Source organism: Mesorhizobium sp. YR577 (genome assembly GCF_900116595.1).
In the GTDB taxonomy this organism is placed as follows: domain Bacteria; phylum Pseudomonadota; class Alphaproteobacteria; order Rhizobiales; family Rhizobiaceae; genus Mesorhizobium_M.
This window is the reverse complement of record NZ_FPBI01000034.1, coordinates 14,558-33,323: the sequence shown is the minus strand read 5'-3', so window position 1 is coordinate 33,323 and position 18,766 is coordinate 14,558. Positions and strand designations below refer to the sequence as shown.

The 18,766-nt window shown below is 59.9% G+C and carries 7 protein-coding genes; 1 reads left to right on the top strand and 6 read right to left on the bottom strand.

Features of this window, described 5'->3' with window-relative positions:
* Positions 1-1,975 precede the first annotated feature (1,975 nt).
* Positions 1,976-2,320 (bottom strand): hypothetical protein, encoded by a 345-nt coding sequence (locus tag BM413_RS29435; protein ID WP_210189000.1) that lies wholly within the window; start codon positions 2,318-2,320, stop codon positions 1,976-1,978.
* A gap of 190 nt (positions 2,321-2,510) precedes the next feature.
* Positions 2,511-3,545, bottom strand: coding sequence for a hypothetical protein (locus tag BM413_RS29430; RefSeq protein ID WP_091918407.1), 1,035 nt, complete (start codon positions 3,543-3,545; stop codon positions 2,511-2,513).
* A 544-nt stretch (positions 3,546-4,089) separates the two neighbouring features.
* Between BM413_RS29430 and BM413_RS29425 the strand changes: the two genes are divergently transcribed.
* Complete coding sequence (locus tag BM413_RS29425; RefSeq protein WP_091918406.1) at positions 4,090-12,084, top strand: LysM peptidoglycan-binding domain-containing protein; 7,995 nt, start codon at positions 4,090-4,092, stop codon at positions 12,082-12,084.
* A 533-nt stretch (positions 12,085-12,617) separates the two neighbouring features.
* Here the strand turns inward: BM413_RS29425 and BM413_RS29420 are convergent.
* The 4 genes from BM413_RS29420 to BM413_RS29405 are packed head-to-tail and all read right to left on the bottom strand — an operon-like array spanning position 12,618 to position 18,601.
* Positions 12,618-13,370 carry a siderophore-interacting protein gene (locus tag BM413_RS29420; RefSeq protein WP_091918405.1) on the bottom strand — a complete coding sequence of 251 codons (753 nt, stop codon included), beginning with the start codon at positions 13,368-13,370 and terminating at the stop codon, positions 12,618-12,620.
* The gene (gene fhuB, locus BM413_RS29415; protein WP_091918404.1) at positions 13,367-15,343 is read right to left on the bottom strand and encodes a Fe(3+)-hydroxamate ABC transporter permease FhuB; all 1,977 of its coding nucleotides are present in this window, start codon (positions 15,341-15,343) and stop codon (positions 13,367-13,369) included. Before fhuB ends, BM413_RS29420 begins: the two co-directional genes overlap by 4 nt.
* A complete protein-coding gene (locus tag BM413_RS29410; protein WP_244538093.1) occupies positions 15,336-16,235 on the bottom strand; it encodes an ABC transporter substrate-binding protein in 900 nt (299 codons plus the stop codon). The genes fhuB and BM413_RS29410 overlap by 8 nt, the downstream gene beginning before the upstream one ends.
* Complete coding sequence (locus BM413_RS29405) at positions 16,235-18,601, bottom strand: TonB-dependent receptor (RefSeq protein WP_244538092.1); 2,367 nt, start codon at positions 18,599-18,601, stop codon at positions 16,235-16,237. The genes BM413_RS29410 and BM413_RS29405 overlap by 1 nt, the downstream gene beginning before the upstream one ends.
* Positions 18,602-18,766: the final 165 nt, after the last annotated feature.

The following is an 18,766-nucleotide window of genomic DNA, read 5'->3' as shown; positions in this document are numbered from 1 at the left end:
CCTCCAACGGCCTGAGGGGACCGAAATGAAATACACACATGCAGACGTTCGCCTGACGAAACTGCCGCGCATGGTGTTGGTTCGAGGTCGAAAAGTGAGCGTAGATCGAACGGCGATTGAGTTTTGGTCGGAAAACCCAACCGGAATACTCGTGGCGGTTTGGAACGCGGAAAAACGGTTGTTCCGGCTGCGAAAGGCTAATGAGTAATATCCATGGCGGTCGGCCTACGCCATAAGGCGGTGAACTTCCTTTTGCCCGTCACGGAACAAAAATGCTCGCGTCAGCGTTGCTGGCTGGATGGGGTTCGAGCAGATAGCTGAAGTTTCACACGTCTTGCAACATACACGAGACACATTGCATGAGCTACGAAGGTATTTAGCGCAGGCGGGATACCGGGAAATTCTCGATGATATTGAGACGCTGGTAGCTACCGCTGAGGACGAGGCAAGACGGGAACTTGGGTGGCTCAACAGCAAGCAGGTACTACCAACTCTATCTAGGCAGTCAGTCCGCAGCCGCTTTCCGTGGCTCCCCTTACCAGAAACTGCCCAAGCACAAACGATGTCTCACGCAGAAGTTTCTTGACGTAGTCCGGCGGTAATTTTTCGAGATGTTCAGAGGCGTCCATAAGCTCGACAACTAGCTGAACACCTCGGGCGTCAAGTTGTGGCATCGCAATATCCTCCCTCATGAAGGATGGCCGACGCCAAGGCGGGGGCTGGCTGGGGCTTTTCGCGCCGGCCATCGCGAAGGAGTATAGTCCTGCGCGTAAGAATTATATCACCGCTTGCGACGGGTGCGATATCCCATTTAGGTGCTCTTCAGCAATGAGAGGCCGACGCGACGAGGGTTCAATTCATCACATCGGCCAATGCGGTAAACCCTGCCGGTCAGCCGCATGAGGAGATAATCACCGAATTCTTTGCCGTGCTAGCATTTTTGATGGGAACATTGCCGCAAAACGAGCGTTTCCCTTTTGCCGCCCACTGTCTGGGGTTGTGCTATGCGCTTGGGCGGCAGCTGCCGGCCTTTCCCTTACTCCCCGGCGGTATAGAGCCCGCCTTCGCCGCCCAAAGCGATGGCGGGCTTCTTATTTCTCGAAAAACTCCTTCAGATGTGAGGCGCCAACTTCTACCAATGATCACCTGCGTGAATGAGAATATCAGCTTCTTCCGCAGCCTTAACGAATGCCTTCCGGCCGTCTGACGGTTGTAGAGGACCTTCAAGCGCAGCCATCACAAACTTGCCAGCTTCGAGGTGAAATGGTCCCCGCCTGCCGGGCCACCTTGTGAACAGAACCTCGGCCGCTTCGTTGGCTGAAACGACACGTCGGTCTTCATGTGCCAGCCTCCTTATCGAGGCTGTAACGGCTGCGACGTCAAAGTGGTTGCACAGCGTTTGGACATGCTTTGAAGGTGCGCGCCCTTCTTGATCTGCGTCCGGTTCCAAATTGGGAATAGCTTCGCCGTCCAACCAAGAGGCTCGACGTACTTGCGCGGGGGTTAGGGCGGGTGGCGCCGAGCCTCCGCTGACACAGTGCTAGCGATGGCCAGAGCCCATTATCGATCCGTCGTGCCGATTAGGTGAGGCGGATGAAGTGATAAAGCCGGTCACCTGTTGGAGGTAAGCGGGAAGCTTTGGCCGGAACCACACTCTAGGGGATTATTCTCAACTTGTGCTAGAATGCGGTTCAAAGCTGGAGGGACAACCACGATGCAGCAGATACTTCCGGTTCTCGGCTACATAGCCGCAATCTTCGCGTTCGTCTTGGGCGGAGTCCTTATCGCCAGACGCTTTGGATGGGATGCCGAGATGAACACGTGGGTGCATCTATCCAGGCAGTTTTGGAATCGGCGCAATCTTTCGGGCAAATGAACTCAACGATTTTGTTTTAACTCCTTCGCCTCTCGATGAACATGGTAGGTTGCAATCAGCCGATCGCTCTGCTCGATTGCAAACTTCGTGCCGTTGGTCTTATCTACCGAAAGCCTCACCTGGCGCGTAATTGAGGGGCACATAGGCTTCCGCTATCGCGGCTACCCGGTTCTTCGCCCAGGTCTCGGCATATCGCCGGATCGCGTCATAACTGCCATCGTAGCCGTGTGCTCTGACCTCCTCGTAAATCCGGATCAACGTCAGCCGTTCACGCAACGGCTTGCCCTCATTGGCTGTCAGAAACCGCTCGATCTCGGCCTTCCACACTCCGACCTTTGGCAGCGGTTGTCGCTCTCGTTCATAGGTAAAATCGGTCTCGTCGGAGCGCAGGATCTTGCGAACCGTGTTGCGTGAAACATGGAGTTCCTGGACGATCTTCTTCACCGACCAGCCCTCAACTGAAGGACATAGGCAATCAGGAGGCCCATCGATCCAAGATTGAAATTAAGGCCGGTCTGATCAAGAGCATCTTGGATGCCCTACGAGCGCAAAGGCGGATCGACGAAGACGAGATGTTTAGTAGGCGGATCGCTTCCCCACGATACGCCACCGGCGATATTCGCGTGTGGACCTATTATTCGCTACTCGGGTCGAATGTCTCCCTTACCTCATCGATTTTGCCGTAAGCATCCCCGACCCCAAGCACGTCCTTGGCCCAGTCCATCATCTCGTCGTCGACATAGTTATCCCCGTAGGCCGCAACGCGGTTGTCGTTTGCCGCTTCCAATAGAGCTGCTCTGAGGGCTTCATCGTCAGTGCCGACGGCTGCGGCTTCAGAAGCAAGTTCGGCTTGGCTGAGCGACGTCTCGGCTTGGCTCACGGCAGTTGCCGCGGCACTGTCCAGCAATCCCTCTACCGCGGCAACCTCGGCTTCCCAGGACACTACATCCTCCGGTGCAACAGTGGCTGCGTTCAAATCCTCAAGCCGGGAGGCAAGGCTTTCTACGGTTGGATTGTCGTAGACGCTGATCGCATCGTCATAAGGCGTTATTGCCGCTGTCTCGACTGCGATTGCAAAGCTTGCCTTCGCTTCGGCAAGCGCGGCCGCCGCTGCCGTGACTTTTGCGTTTGCCAAGTCGAAATTTGCCGAGGCCATTACGAAAGCCGATATCGCAGCCATGCGAGGCGACTTGCTGTTCAGATAGGCATGGTAGTTCCGCTTCAGTGAATTGAGGCCAGCCAGTTTGGCGTGAAAATTCTTCGGCCTTGCTTCCGGCAGGGCCACATTTGCGGGCAAAACCGCCAGCTTGGCGGCCTTGCTTGCAAGATTCGCCGATTTCACTCTCGTGGGGAATGCTTTGGCAGTTGAACCCTTTACACGCGAACGTTCTTTGCCAAAAACCGCACCAAAGACGCTGCCAATCGATTGCGAGACGGCTTGACTACCCCGGGAGGTTTTTGAACGACCCCTCGCATCGGCGGACTTGCCATGTTCGCCAGTGGCACCCTTGCCACCCCCGCCGCCTTTTCCACCGCCATTTTCGCCACCGTTACCACCCTTGGCGTAAGCGGTGATCCATTCGAGGCCGATCGTGGTCGAGGTAAAATTGATGGGTAGTACGGCTATCGCCAGCGCCGACACAGCCAACACAAGAATCTTGGACTTCATCGCAAGCTCCTCCCAGACGACCCGCTTGGGAACAGAAGTAGAATGAGCTGCGGCGATGTCCAATAAATTTGTATCTCAGCGCGCAATCGCTCCGAGAAACCGCAATGGTCTGTTATACGACGAAGAAATCCGAACTAGTCAGCGCATTCCTGTATCGAGCACAGCGAACTCGGAAACTCCGCCTGCGCCGTTGCCGTTTTGAATCGTAAGTAAGATTGCCGGTGGTTGGATCATAGACAACGCGATCATCGGCGTCGTGCGCCGCCGTCCCGATGTAGAAGGCCTAGTCGTCGAGCGTACCAAGCGTGGAGAGGGCGGTGAAAACGGCGTTGTCCAGCCAGATCATGTCGTCGGCTGCTTTTGAGCAACTGTCGTCATCAACCCGTGATGTACCCTGTGTTATCGTTGAAATTACTCGTTGATCCACGGGAGCTGGGAGCTCGCTCTCGACGTCTCTTGGAGGCCGGCAGGCTAGGATCGGATCGAGGGCTTGCGGCCCGGTCTGCCTGAACGGCAAAGTTGCACACGTTCCGCAGGTGGACCGATGATCCGTCCGATTACCTACAAGCCTCCGCCACCCCCGACTCCAAAGGTTGATCCCCAGGCGAACGCCGAGCATTTCACCAGGCTGCAGGCCGAAGCCACGAAGCTGCGCAGCGAAATCAAGCTCGCAAGCAAAATGGGCGAGACTGATGCGGCGGCCAGCGCGCGCCAACGCCTGACGCAGGTCAACACGGAGCTAAGGACGGCGCAATCCATGAGCCCGGCGGTGCAGCCGGCCCTGGTGAAACCTGCGGCGATCACTGCACCGAATGGCAACGGCGGCGCCACCGCTGCGCCTGCGCTTTTCACGACGCAGAATTTTGCCGCGCCAAACCTTCTACTGACCAACGGTCCGTCAGATGGCGGCGCCTCGCCGGAAGCCACGACCGCGAACGACATCGTCGAGGACATCGACAGCGGCAAGAGCATCGACAACATTGCTGAGGATTGGGACATGAGTCCCAAGGAGGTGGTGGCCGCCCTGAATGCCGGCGGCATCGCGGCAAAGGCCACCGAATACGCCAACGGCGATACGCGAACGACGATGATCACCGACGGCAGCGGCCGCACGATCACCGAAAACCAGGATTATCAGCACGGCGGCTACTATATCGAAGTGACGGGTGCCGACGGGCAGACGACCTCCTCGCCAGTCCGTGACGATCTCGGCGACGGCTCCGTCACCGAACGCACGACGAATCCGCAGACCCGTATAACCACGACCACCGAAACGAACGGCGCTGGCGCCGTCATCGTCACCAAGAACCTGCCGAATGGTTCGACCGTGAAGACGGTGACGCCTGCCGGCGGCCCCGCATTGCCGGTAACCACGGTGACGGGTCCGGACGGCGAGGACATCGTCCTGGCGCATGCGCAGGCAGCGAACGGCTCCGCCGCACTGTCGATCCAGGAACAGCTTGCCGAAGGCAAGAGCTTCGAAGAAATCGCCGAGGCAAGCAATCTCACGTCCGAGCAGGTGATCGCCGAGCTGAATGCCGCTGGCCTCGAGGTAACGCAGGGCGGCGACGAAGGCGAGACCCTGCAGATTGTCGTCACCGATCCGACTACCGGCAAAACGGTCACCTACAACAACGACTACCAACACGGTTCGACCTCGGTAACGACCGTGGAGGGAAATATCGAAACGACCGACTCGATCGATGGCAACGGCAGGACTAGCCATACCGAGCGCAATACCGAGACCGGCGAGCAGACCACCACCATCATCGACCCGAAGCACAACACCGAGACGATGATCGTCTTCGACAAGGATGGGCGACGCACGGAGACCGTCGTCGAAACGCTGAATGACGGCGAGCCGATCGACTACGAGGTCAAGCCGGGCGACAATCTTAGCGACATCGCCGAGGCGTATGGCGTGACGCTGGAGGAACTGGCCGAGAGCAATCCGGAACTGTTCGCCTCTCCGCGCGATCCCGACCTTATCCATCCAGGAGAAACGGTGGTCATCGAAGGCGGCACCAAGACTACTGTCGAGGTGACGTTCAACGGCTATACGGTGACCGAGAATCCGGACGGCACCGTCACGGTCGCCAATCAAGAGCACGCCTACGAGATCGAGTTCGAAGCCGGCAGTCTGGAGGCGGACCTGGCCGGGCTCTTGACGGAGGTCAATCCAAACAGCAGCGACCCACAAGAGGCACGCGAGGCCGAGACCGTCCTCAACACCCTCGATGGGATATTCGCCAGCGAGGCTATCCAGCAGGAGGCAGCGGGCCTGGATCTCGAGGCCGTCGAGGGACTGGGAGAGGTGTCTGCCGCAACCTGCGAGGTGCTCGAGGAACACGGCACCGGGATCCTGGCCGAACCGGTGCTGGATCAGGATGGCGAGGTGCTCGACCTTTATGGTGAGCGTCCCGAAGAGGCTGGTGCCGACTGGATGCCTGTGGACTGGCAGGGCACGGTGCGCTGGGTCCATCCGGATGTCGCACAAGCCCTGATGACGGATTTGGAGACGCTGGCAAAGATCAGCGAACTTTCCGCGGTCGTCGATCTGTCCAATGCGCAGAGCGACGTTTATGCGCTCGACTCCGATCATGCCAGTGCTCAGCATGCAGCCGAGGATAAGCTGAACGGAGTCCTGAACCCGCACGGCTACGCTATCACCTTCGAGAGACCCCAAGGCACGCTCGATGAAGCCCGGGAGACGCTGACCGCGGCCCAGACCGTGCTCAACGACGCCACCGAAGTGAGGAGCACCTACGAGGAAGCGAGTTCGACGCTCGACGCGGCCATCGAAGCGAATCGCGAACTCGATCCTCCGGTGGCCGCTCCGGATCCAAACGCGCGCCAGGCGATCGCGGAAGACTCTAACATCCACACCGACGCCTACCAGCAGGAGGAATATGCCACCTCCCGGGCCGAACATGCCGAAGTCGAGGCCTTGTTCGGTGAGTATAACCGCCTGATCGCGGAAGGCGACCTGGGTTCGATCGATCTTGCGATCACGCGTAACGAACAGGCCGGCGTCGACACACAATCGCCCGAGCATCAGAATCTGCTGAGCCTGCGCGACCTGGCGCAGAATCGCGTCGAGCTGGGGCAAGCCAACGCGGATTACCTACGCGCCGAGAGCGACCTGCGCGGCTTTGAAGCCGAGTCTGCTCGAATGGTGCGCGAGATGTTCGACGAGTGGGCGGAGGGCAACTCCGGCGGCGACGACGACATGTATGCGCGTGCCTATGTGACCGCCGACGGTCAGGCGATGATCGATGTTTATTACGATCGTGGGCACTATGCCGAGGAGTACAACATCGACCGCCCGATGGCGAACCACTCCCTGCACGGCCAGTCGATCAGGCTGAGCGTGTTTGATCAAGATCTTAATCCGGAAATGTCGCGCAATCCGCCGGGGTCGTGGATCGATGAGTCGCTCAACACCGCCTGGAATGAGCATGTCGCAACAGGTGTCCCGGAAGGTAAATCGCTGAACACCGCCTGGAACAAGCATCCGGAAGGCATTCCCGAAGAGTACGAGATCTACACGCATGGCCAGACATTCATCGCGGCGCGCGAAAATGCTGCCGCAGATTTGAACGAGCTCATGGCATCGAATGCGGATACCGCATTGGAGACCCTGAACGAAGGTCTTTCCGCAGCCCGGACCCGGAGCCAGTTCGCGAGCGATCTCGCCGAGCATGGGCCAGGCACGACCGAATTGCCTGACGGCGCCTTTCCGGACGGCGTCGAACCCGTGAGCGTGGAATGGCAGGGCCAGACCATCATGGTCTCGCCTGAAATAAAGGAACAGTTGGAAGCCGGCAATCTGGATGCGGTCATCGAGAGCGGAACGCCGATCCGGGTGCAGATAGATGTGCCGCCGGATGACGGCGAGTACAATCCCGAGAGCCGCTGGGTTGCAGCGGAACTGGCACTGAGCACGCTCGACCTAGCCGCCGTCAACACCGAAATCGGAAATATGGAGGGGTTCCGCGACCAGTTGAATGGAATCGCGGCGGGCCAGCGCGATACCGCCGAGAATACGCAAAACTATTACATGCCGAACGCCGTACAGGACGAACGCCTGGAAAACGACACGCAAAACGTGCTGGATGCCGATTTCCAGTCCCAGTTTCAGAGCCTCTTCCAAAACGGCTTCGACGGCTCCTTCCAAATCCAGGAAGGGGATGCGCTCGAACAGACCATTCAGGAATCGCTCGGCCTTGACGCCGAAAACGAGGATTACGCCGATATCATCGAAACCGTCGCGGACGGGATTCGCGAATTTGGTGGCGATACGCCAGATGTCTCCACGATCCCGATATTCTACGTTGACGAGAACGGCACCAGCCAGACGATGCTGTTCGGTGTTCGCAATGGCGAGGGCCAGACGACCTATGTGGACATAACGGGCAAGCGCTACACGGACATAGAGGATTTTCGCCACAACAACGAGCAGTTCAGCGACGACGGTCAGATCGTCTACGCCAAGGACCTGGACATGACGCCGGGTGAGGACGGTCAAATCGAGATAGACGCCGAACAGGCCCGCGTGCTCTCGGCCTGGGAATCCATGGTTGATCCGATCGTGGGTATCGGGACCGCTATCGCTACTGTCGCCTCCTTTACGCCGCTCGCTCCCGTCGCGGCACCGATTGCCATAGCGGGCGGTGCCTATCTCGGCACGCGCGCAGCCATCAACCAACATGAGCACATCAGCCGCGGCGGTGACTGGGCCGACAGCCAGTCGATTATGAACGTAGCGAGCATAGTAACGACGGCGTTGCCAGTAGGCTCGAGCGCCCTGCGCCTGGCTGGGCTTGTCCGGGCAGGTCTTCCGCGCGGAACCGCCTTCATGGCGAGCATCGGAGGGACGAGAGCGACCAACGCCTATGCCGACGACGTCGCCCGATTCATGCAGTCGGGAGCCACCTCCAACCGCATCGCCTACGGCATCGACGCAACTACAGTTGCCGCAGCCGTGCCGCTGGTCGGCGTTTCCGGTTACGACATCGTCGTCAATGGCGGTGAGATGAATGGCCTTCAGTTCGCCAATGCCGTGCTCAATTTTGGCGCGGGCGCATTCGGCGCCGGCATGGGCATCAGGGGGCTGTCGGTTCGGCCGGGATCCGGACAAATCGGCGACCACAGTCAAAACGCGCGACAGGGCACTCCTGACGGGCTCGTGCCGGACGTCGTGATTCCGCCGCCGAATGATACGACGGGGCCGCCCGCGATAACCGCCGGAGACAGGGGCCGGCCGATGGTCGTGCATGAGCAAGGTCCCGATGGAGTGCACCGGCCCACGGACAAGGTGGTTTTCCACGACGCCGATCACCCGGTTATCCAGGGCGAGACCGTTGTCCGCGAGGCAGACGGCGCGTCGCAAGAGCGGACGCGTCACCACCAGGCCGGCGAGCCCGCGCCGCGCCCACCAATGACGGACGAGGGCGGCGTGCCCGCACGCTATGTCTGGGATTGGGAGAGCCGGACCTTCAGGCAGAGCCCCCCGGTCGGAAGCCGGCCGATCGAGTTGCCGGCCACCCCTGAACGCCCGATGCTGACCGCCTCGCCAGCAACAAGCCATACCTATGTTTCCCTGCAGAATTCGCGCCACCCGGATTTCCATACCAACGCCGAACAGTTCGGTGCCGAATTGTATGGCGGTACCCCGCAGGTGCATTTTCCTGTGTCGGCCGATCCGACCGGTCCCAATTCGGTTCGCGGGAGCGGCGGCAGATATGTCGATGTGGCGGTTGTAGATCCTCAAACCGGCCGAACCCTTGCCGTCGAAATCAAAGCGTACGGGCGCTGGACGACCGTGGACGGTGAGCCCACCATGAGAACGGTTCCCCTGACCGAACAGATACAAGAGCAGATCAACAAGGATATCGCGCTGAGAAGCGCTGTCTCCGGGTACGAGCCGCGGTGGGTATTTCTGGGCGCCCCACCGTCTCCGGCTCTGCAACGGGCGCTCAACGATGCGGGCATTACTGCAAATATCTGGCACCCTCCCAGCAGCGGCCCGGGGTCGCGGATGGGCCTCGGCGATGACAACAACAGCAGTCCGCCCCTTCCAGCCAGGACGGCCATACCTGACAACGGCGGCAACCCGCGTACCTTCGTTGTGGACGCGAACGGAGTGACTACTCGACGAATTTTTGAGGCTGATCCAAATGGCGAGGTTTCGTTGATTCATCCGGCCAACCTAGACGCGCAACATCTCCAGACGCCGGAAGAAGCAGAGGTCGTGCTTCTCTACAGCGCGCTGGAAGCCGGGGACGGCCAGACGATTGCGAAGCACGATGTCGATTCGCACAACACCATGCAACCCGTAGGCGAACGTTGGGGCGTTGCGGTCCGCGACATTGTGCCGGAGACATACGAGGTGCGCATCACGCAGGTGCATGAAAACGAGCTACTGTTCTTCGATCCTGTTACGCGCCGGACCTTCGGCCGGTCTCAATATGACGGAACGCCGCCTTTGCAGTTCGAAAACGGAGCCCGCGTCTTTCACCCCGGGACCAATAGGGAATACATCTATAACGCTGAGCGGCAGCGTTTCGAGGCCCCTCAGCCTCCTGCTGATGCCTCGCTTTACTATAATGCCGACGCCAATGTTACGCTGGTGCGGCAACCGGAGGGAAGCTTCGATCTGTTCGGCAGGGGCAACAACACCGCTGGCGTCGGCACCTGGAAGCCCTCACAGAGGGATGCTGCGCATGAAGCGCCCGAAGGCTCCGACTGGCGCTATAACGAAGCAACGAACCGCACCTACAGGCCAGATGAAAACGGAGAGCTTCAACGCCTTGCTCCAGAGAATGAGGATGGACTGGTCCATTACGACAAAACGAATAACGCCACTTATCTCATCGTGCCGCATTCAGGCGAAGTCAGATTCTTCGGCAGGGGAGACAACCGCGTTCCGCAAGATCCTGCAAGCCGGGTTCAGCGCGTGCGGCAGGCGATCAGCAATTTCGTTGGGGACAACCGCATAGGCGCGACGGGGAGGATCAAAGCTCCTATCCCCGGGGATGTCGCCACCGGCCCCACGATTTCCTCCATGGGCAGAGCTGTGGGAACAAAGACCGGCTTGGGCAAGCCGAACAAATCCGACCGGGGTTGGGAATTCAGGAATGCGCCGCTCAGCCCTTTGACCGGATACTCCGTACAGGAGGCATTTCAGTTCAAGGCCAGCACGTTTCAGAATGAGATCGAGACGATTCTGGCGGGATACCCCGAGGCGTCTCCTTTCCGAGGCGAGGCGGTCAAATGGCGGGAGGTCGGGGCGTATGCAGACGACTCAAGCCGGACGGTCGTCGAATTGTCTGTGGCTCTTGAACTGCGAACCGGTGACACGACGCGGCTTCAGTCGGGTGAAAGGGACTTCTTTGGTGCCCGCCGGGGTCTGGTGCGCGAACTCACCCACGGTATTCCCTTCAACAAAGTAATGTCGGAAACCAAGGTCAGCCTGCCGCTCTGGGCACGGATCATGATTCTGCAAAAGCTCGGCTATGACCCTGCGGCCATGCCGGAAATTCTGGTAAACCCGCAGGAGCTTCCGCCCGAGGTGGCGGCGATCGCCCTGAGACCCGGCTTCGAGGATAGACCGGAAATCGAGATCGACGGTCTGCCCCAGGGAGCCAGGGTCTCTGAGCCCTTCGTCCAGCAGGTTCAGGCAGCGCTGGGGCAGAGCCGCATCCAGCTGCAACTGGTCACCAACGATCCTGCAGGGCTGATGCAGGCCCTGCAGGCCAACCCCGATCTGACCAGCGTTCACGGGCTTCATGATCCGGAGCAAAGCCTGATCTTCGTGGACGGCAGCGTCCGTAGCGGAATGCGTCTGTCGCGGGTGAAGGTCGATCCTGACCGCCTGCACATCACCGATCTGGCAGGCCGGCGGCGTTACGTCATGAACCCCTCGCAGATGAATCTGGACGTGGTCTTCAACAGACACCTCACCGTGGACCACTGGCTTGACCGGGCCTTCTGGCCGCTGAAAAATCGCTTAAGGGCAAGCGGCATGCTACCGCAAAGGATGCAACCGCAGCCGCACTACCATCCGGGGGGGTTCTACCGGCCGATCCAGCAGGGCAATCCGAGGGCGGCGAGACGCGAGACGGTTTCCGTAACACCGCTCAGCGTACTGCGTATGTTGAGCGGCGAGATCCGCGTTGCGCACAAGACCAGCAACAACTCTGACGCAACGCCGCGCATCCTGGGGGCAAGGTATGCGCAGGATCTTAGGACTGTCACCATTTCGCAGTCGCATGGCGGCGAGACCCAGGTCCAAGTCCCCAACTGGCTGGCCGATATTTTGAACAGGGGCGGGACTGGCCACGGGGTGGTATGGCCCAAAGGCGGTACAAAGGCATTAAACCCCCTTCTCGATAACTGGCAGGCCCATCCGGAACGCTCCGATTCGGTGAGGGAGTTCCGTCAGAACACCTTGAGGACGATCGAGGGCAGGGAAGGCAGTCACCTGTCCCCCACACAGGTGACCGCCATTATCGATTTCTTGTCGACGCAGGGATGAGGGCAGGATGACTGCGAAGCCCTGATCATCCGGACGCGCTTTTGAGATCGCGCGCCTTGTCGCAGAGGGAGACGGCGGCTGAACGATGCTGAGCGTCGATTCCAACGCAGCGATTAGCAGCGGATAGCTGCGGCGTGCTTGTCGAACATATCTCTGGCTTTTTCCAAGTTCCGTCCATTGTAGCGCGAATACATAGACATCGATATCGGGCACACTGGCGCGGGAGGGCCAAGTGAAGAGGATCGGCGCGACCCGTCGTGCCCGCGAGCGAATATGACGGCGACGAAGATGCGATCGTCCGTGAAATCGATCCTTTCCCTCCTTAAAGGGAGTGAACACCGCTCGCTTCCAATCAGCCGGGCCGTTGGCGTGATTCCCCCTGGCCGGGGGTATCGTGGCGTTCGCACGTAGGGTCAATCCTTCAATATCTTTGGCAATTTAAGCTGGCCGCTTTCCAGAAGACGAGTCCATACGCCTTCTCGTCGCCATGCACCACGGACACGACGTTGTCCAAAATGTTCACGATGATGAGCTCAACTGCGCCAGTAGGGAACGTTGATGCAGCGCGGTTTTGGAATGGTGGCGAGATGCGGACGAAAGGCTTCGTATCCTGAGAATTCTCCGGCAAGCCAGATGAAGTAATCATGGCTGACCGCGACAGCGTCGATCTTCGTCGTAACCAGTTCGATGAAGCGCCGCCCGGATCCATGATCTCCCGGCTGGCGTTGAACCCAGTCGACCGACATGCGGGCCGGTGCGGTGAATGGCAAGTCGTCTTCGGGCCCATTAGTTTCGATAACGATATTGCCCTGGATATCGCCGGGCAGCGTCTCGGCGATCCGCGCAATAGCGGGAAGTGCGGTTTCGTCTCCCGCCAGTAGATAGTTGTTCGCTTTCTTTACACCGAGACCACAAGGGCCTGAGATGCCACAGAGGTCTCCCGGTCTCGCTTGCAGAGCGAAGCGGCAGGCCGGTCCCGCATGGTCATGCAGCACGAAATCGATGTCGAGCCAGCCGGCATCGGCATCGATGCGCCGGATGGTGTAGTAGCGCGTGACGATGTTCGATAAACCGCCTTTCCGGCGCGAGCTACTGCCGGCACTCATGCCAGTCTCTCCAGCCACTCCTTCGGCTCGATCGTGAACATGGAGCCGGACATGGAGATTCTTGAGCGTGTCGAAATGGGCAAGATCGTCGCCAGCCAATCGCAGGCGCTGCATGCGCGGCGCGATGCGCTCGACGGCAACGACCCTCATCATGCGGAAGCCATCGTCTCTCTTGTTCATCCCCGCCTCGCGATCAGCACCAGCAGAAATGGCCCGCCGACTACGGTGGCGAGAAGGCCAGCGGGGATCTGGAATGGAAAGATGAGGTTGCGGCCGAGCCAATCGGCGACAAGAAGAACCAGTCCGCCGATGATCGCCGAAGCCGCGAGTTGCGTGCCGGCTCGATGGAATCCGGCAAGGCGTGCCAGATGCGGCCCCATCAGTCCGGCGAAACTTAGTGGCCCCACGAGGATGGTCGCTCCCGCAGTCAACAGCGCCGAGATCGAGAACAGAATGTTGCGGCTATAGGCGATGGATATGCCCGAGGCCGATGCAGTGGCGAGGCCGAGCGGGAGCAATTCGAGCCAGCGCCGGATAAGCCGAATGCAGGCCAGTGCGGCAAGCAGCAGCGCGGAAGACAGCAAGGCCTCCCTTGGCCGCACCGCGTAGGTCGAGCCGGAAAGCCAGGCCAGCAGCTGACCGAGGCGCGGATCCTGCGACGTCATCAGAACGGCCATGACGAAGCCGGAAACGGAGCCTAGCGTAATGCCGATCAGAAGCAGACGATCTCCCGAGAAACCGGGTTTGCGCGACAGCGCCAGCATCAGGAAGAGAACGGCAAAAGCGCCGGCGGCACCGGCTGCAATCTGGTCCGTCCGTGTCGGGGCTGCAGCGGTCAGGAGCAGAAGGATGACGCCCAGCATCGCGCCGGAAGAGACGCCGAGCACTTCCGGCGAGGCCATGGGATTGCCTGTCATGCGCTGAAGGATGGCGCCTGCCAGTGCAAGCATCGCGCCGCCGCTGAATGCCGCCAGCGCGCGAGGGCTTCGCCAATCGAAAAGGGAGACGGTTTCTGCGCCTGCCGCAAACGACCAGCCATCCGGTCCCTGACCGGCGGATATCGCCACCCAGAAGGCGGGAACGAGCAATGCAGCCAGTAGGGTGACGGCGACCAGCGGATGCCTCAGCCTGCGAGGAGCTGAGCCAGATTCGGCTTGCGGCGGAGTGAGCAGCTTCAAACGCCTGATCAGCAGGAACAGCAGCGGAGCACCGAGCAGCGCCGTCACCGCGCCCGTTGGAAACAGCCGGTATGTCACCGGCAGGGAGAGTACGATCTGATCCGTGGCCGTCAGCAGCAATGCGCCCGTCAGCGCGGACCAGAACAGGTGTTCGCCTGTGCGCCTGGCGCCGGAGGCGCGGGCCAGGGCCGGGCTCGCAAGGCCGACAAAACTTATGATCCCGACAGAAGCGGTCACGACTGCCGTCAGCGCCGCCGCGGCAACGAGCGCGATCAGACGATAGGTTGCAATGGACAGTCCGAGGCTTCTGGCGTTGCCGTCATCAAGACCGAGCAAGGTCAGCGGGCGCACCAGAAGCATGATGACTATAGCGACAAGCAGGAGGCGTGGAGACAGGAAGAGCACTCCGCTCCAATCCTGCTGGTCGAGATAACCGGCTCCCCAGAAAAAGATGCCGGTCAGAAAGTCATGGTTGAACAGCGTCAGCACCGCACTCACCGCGCCGCAGTAGAGGCTGACGATCATCCCCGCCAGGGTTACGGTGACGGGAGACAAGCCCTTGTTCCAGGACAATGAGAGAATTGCCAGCAGTGCCAGGATGGCGCCGGAGAAGGCGATCCATTCCGGTCCGGATGCCAAGAGCGCGGGGAACCACAGGCTGGCGATGGACAAGGTGAGATAGGCTCCGGCCGAAATTCCGAGCGTGGCGGGTTCGGCTAGAGGGTTGCGCAGAATGCGTTGCAGGACAGCACCGGCAAGTCCAAGTCCGGCACCAGCCATAAGGGCGACAAAAATACGGGGCAGCACCGTATGATGCAGGAGCATCTGCGCTGTCACGTCCGGGTCCGGAAAGATCAGCGAGACGAGTGGTGCGTTATCCGGCAACAGCCCTTTCATATTGAAAGCGGCCAGCGACAAGGCGACAATTGCTAGGGCAAGCACTAGAAACGGCGTCACAGCGTGCGGCCTATTCATCCTGTCCTCCGGCGGACAGGGCAAGCGAAGCGAGCCGCGCGAAGCGGCGAACGGGCGGCAAGCCTCCATAAAAGAGGACATCGGGAATTCGCACGATACGATTTTGCTTCACGAATGGCAGGCTGGCGATGACAGGAGACGCCAGCAGGATATTCAGTGTATCGCGGCTGGTGTCGCCTACGCAGAGCAGCCGCGCCTCCGGACGATCCGTCAGCCGATCGGCGCTGGCAGTCGTATGGCCATAGCGGGACACATGGCCGCTCCAGGCGTTTTCTATGCCGAAATGATCGAGCACGTTCTGGAACAGGCTGTTTCTGCCGAAGATCAGCAGGCGCCTGCCGTCGATAACAGTTGCTACGTAAAGGGGACGGCCGTCATAGCCGGCGAGGCGCTGTTTGCCGTCGGCCAGTTCCACGTCCACCGATTGCTCGAACCGTTCGAAAGCGATTGACGCGCCGATCTCCCCAGCAAGGCTCGAAAGAGCTTGCCGGGCCCGTCCCAGATGGTCGGCTTCTCCGAAATTATCGGGATCGAAGAAGCATACCGGCGCGATCGCCGACAGCGGCTCGCGCATTGTCGCAAGGTCGCCGTTCATGACCACCAGATCCGGCTTCAGCCGGTAGATCAGTTCGAGATTGGGCTCCGAACGAAGGCCGAGTTCGCGAATGGTAGGCTTCAGTTCCGGTTCCACCACCAGCGAAGCGTAGCGTTCCAGCTCCGGCATGGCGAGCGGAGCGACGCCGAGAGCAAGCAGATTTTGCCCGCTCACCCAGTCCATCGCCATGATCCTATCGAAAGGCTTTTCGGACGTATGGGCTGCGCGCGCAAAACACATGGAAGTCGCCCCGCCGAGAAAAGCCCGGCGGGACAAGCCCGTTGCATGCACAGCCATCAGAACTTCATCTGGGCGGAAAACGCGATCGTTCTCGGGGCTCCCAGATAGTAGCTGTTCTGCCAGTAGTTCTTGTCGGTCACGTTGCTGACATTCAGCCGAAGCGTCAGCGGGTTGCCGAAACGTTCGGTCGTGTATCGCATCCCGAGGTCAAGGGTGGTGTAGGAGGGAAGGGGGTCGTCATTGACATCGTTCGCCCATTGCTTGCCGGTGTAATAGACGCCGCCGGTCAGGACGAGACCCTCAATGGCAGGGACCTCATATTCGGCGTAGAGCTTCGCCAGCACCTTGGCGACGTTCATCGGCTCGTTGCCATCGTATTCGCCGCCTTCCACCTTGGCGTCCAGAAGGGTAATGCCGCCGATGAGCGTGAGTTCGTCGGTCGCCTTGCCCGTCGCCGTGACCTCTACGCCGCGATGTCGCTGCCGTCCGTCCTGGGTGTAGACGCCACTCGAATCCGTGAACTCGTAGGCCTTTTCGATATCGAACAGCGCACCTGTCAAGAGCACTCCGCCTAATTCCGCCTTGATGCCGATCTCCTTCTGCTTGCTCACCATAGGGGCCATGATCTGCCCGTAGTTGGTGCTGGTGTCGGGAGCGATCCCGCCCTGTTCCAGGCCTTCGATGTAGCTGCCATAGACCGTCATCCACGGCATCGGCTTGTACATGACTGAGACCGATGGCGAGAGGCGTCCCTCGTCGTAATCAGGTTGATCCAGCTTGCCCTCGCTATTGAGCGCATGGCTCATGATGCGGCTGTAGTTGACGCCGACCAATGCGGACCACTGCTCGTTGAATTCGATCTGATCGCCGATGACGAAATTATGGTTGCGGACATATCCGGCGTCATAGAAGGACGAGGTATCTTCAGGGAAAGTCGGCTCCGGAAGATGAATGGGCGAGGACATCGGAAACGGTCCGATCCAGCCTGTGTTCGGATTGTAGGACGTGCTCCAGCCTCTGTCCGAGTACATATGATAACCGGCGGTAATCTTATGGGAAACCGTTCCCGTATCGAACGTAACATCGGCAAATGCCTGCGCTGCGTCGAAGACATTCTTTGTTTTGCCCGAGTGAATCGCGATCTGATAGTATTCCCCTGGCGATCGCACCGAATTCATCGTGTGATCCTGGACCGGCCGATTGACATATTCGCGCATATAGCCGCCGCGCAGCGTTATGAAGTCGTTGAGTTCATAGGTCAGCTTGCCGGAGAAGCGCTTCTTTTCGAACTCATCGCGAATCCAGGGCTGACTCCAGTTCTTGCTGGCATCGGGAGCCGCGCCATGCGGAACGCCGGGGCGGAATGACCAGTAGGAATTGGGGACATCCGTATCGTATTTGCCATACGACGCGTTGAGTTGCAGCTTCAGCCGCTCGGTGATGTCCCAGTCGAGGGCACCGCTTGCCAGGAAGCGATCTACGCTCTGGTCGTCTATCGCCGTGTCGCCGCCCTGCTTGACGATGTTCAGGCGATATCCTGCGCGGCCTTCTGGATCGATGCGGCCGCCGAAGTCGCCGTGAATGTATTTCTGCTCGGCGCCATATGTCCCGACGGTGACGCTGTTCAGGCGCTCAATGGTTGGGCGTTTGTAAACGTAGTTTATCATGCCGGCCGGGGCGGCCGCGCCATACAGGAACCCCGAAAGTCCAGTTAGTATCTCGATACGTTCCTTGTCCTCAAGACTGCTCGCGTGGCTGTAGGAGCGCCGAAGGCCATCCTCGGCGGTGTCGTAAGTGGTGAAGCCGCGCATGTTGACCATCGGCGCCCAACCTGAAGCCTGCGGCGTCTGAACGCGCGTCGTCGGGCTTATCCGGAAAATGTCATCAGGCGACTGCGCCTGAACATTCTGTATGAGTTCGCGCGGCACGACGCTGACCGAAAAGGGCGTATCCTTGATCGAAGTCTGCCCCAACGGGCCCAGCGAGGAGACCGTGTTTGCGCGGTAGCCGTCCTTTGCAAGCCCGTCCTGCTGAAGCGCAGAAACGCCCCCGGAGCCTTCAACGATAACGGTGTCAAGAACGATCGAACCATCGGCACTTGCACTGCCCGCCGGTGCGGCCGATGCCGCTACAATCGTCACGGTGTTGCTGCCGGTGAATGAATAGCGAAGCCCTGAACTCGAAAGAAGCCGGGCGAGTGCATCCTCGGTCGTCATGGTGCCGTTCACGGCCGGCGCGTGCGTGTTTGTCGCGATGGACGTCTGGTAGGCGATCTGAACACCCGACTGGTCTGCAAGTGTCCGCAGCGCCCGGTTCAACGGCTGGCCTAGAATATTGAAGCTATGCATGCGCGCCGTCTGGGCGGCAGCCTGCGAAACCGGCAGAAGCAGCGCTGGCGCTCCGACACAAAACGCCGTGCTCATCATGAGCGTCGTCAACAAACGGTCAGGCGCGCGCCGTCTTGATACTTTTTCTACACTGCCGTGCACGATTGAAACCCCCAACATGTACCATGGAAACGGCCCTTGCGAGCCTTCGTGAAGGGAGTGGGTACCTTGCTGCCTGGGCCCTTCATCACATTGACGCGT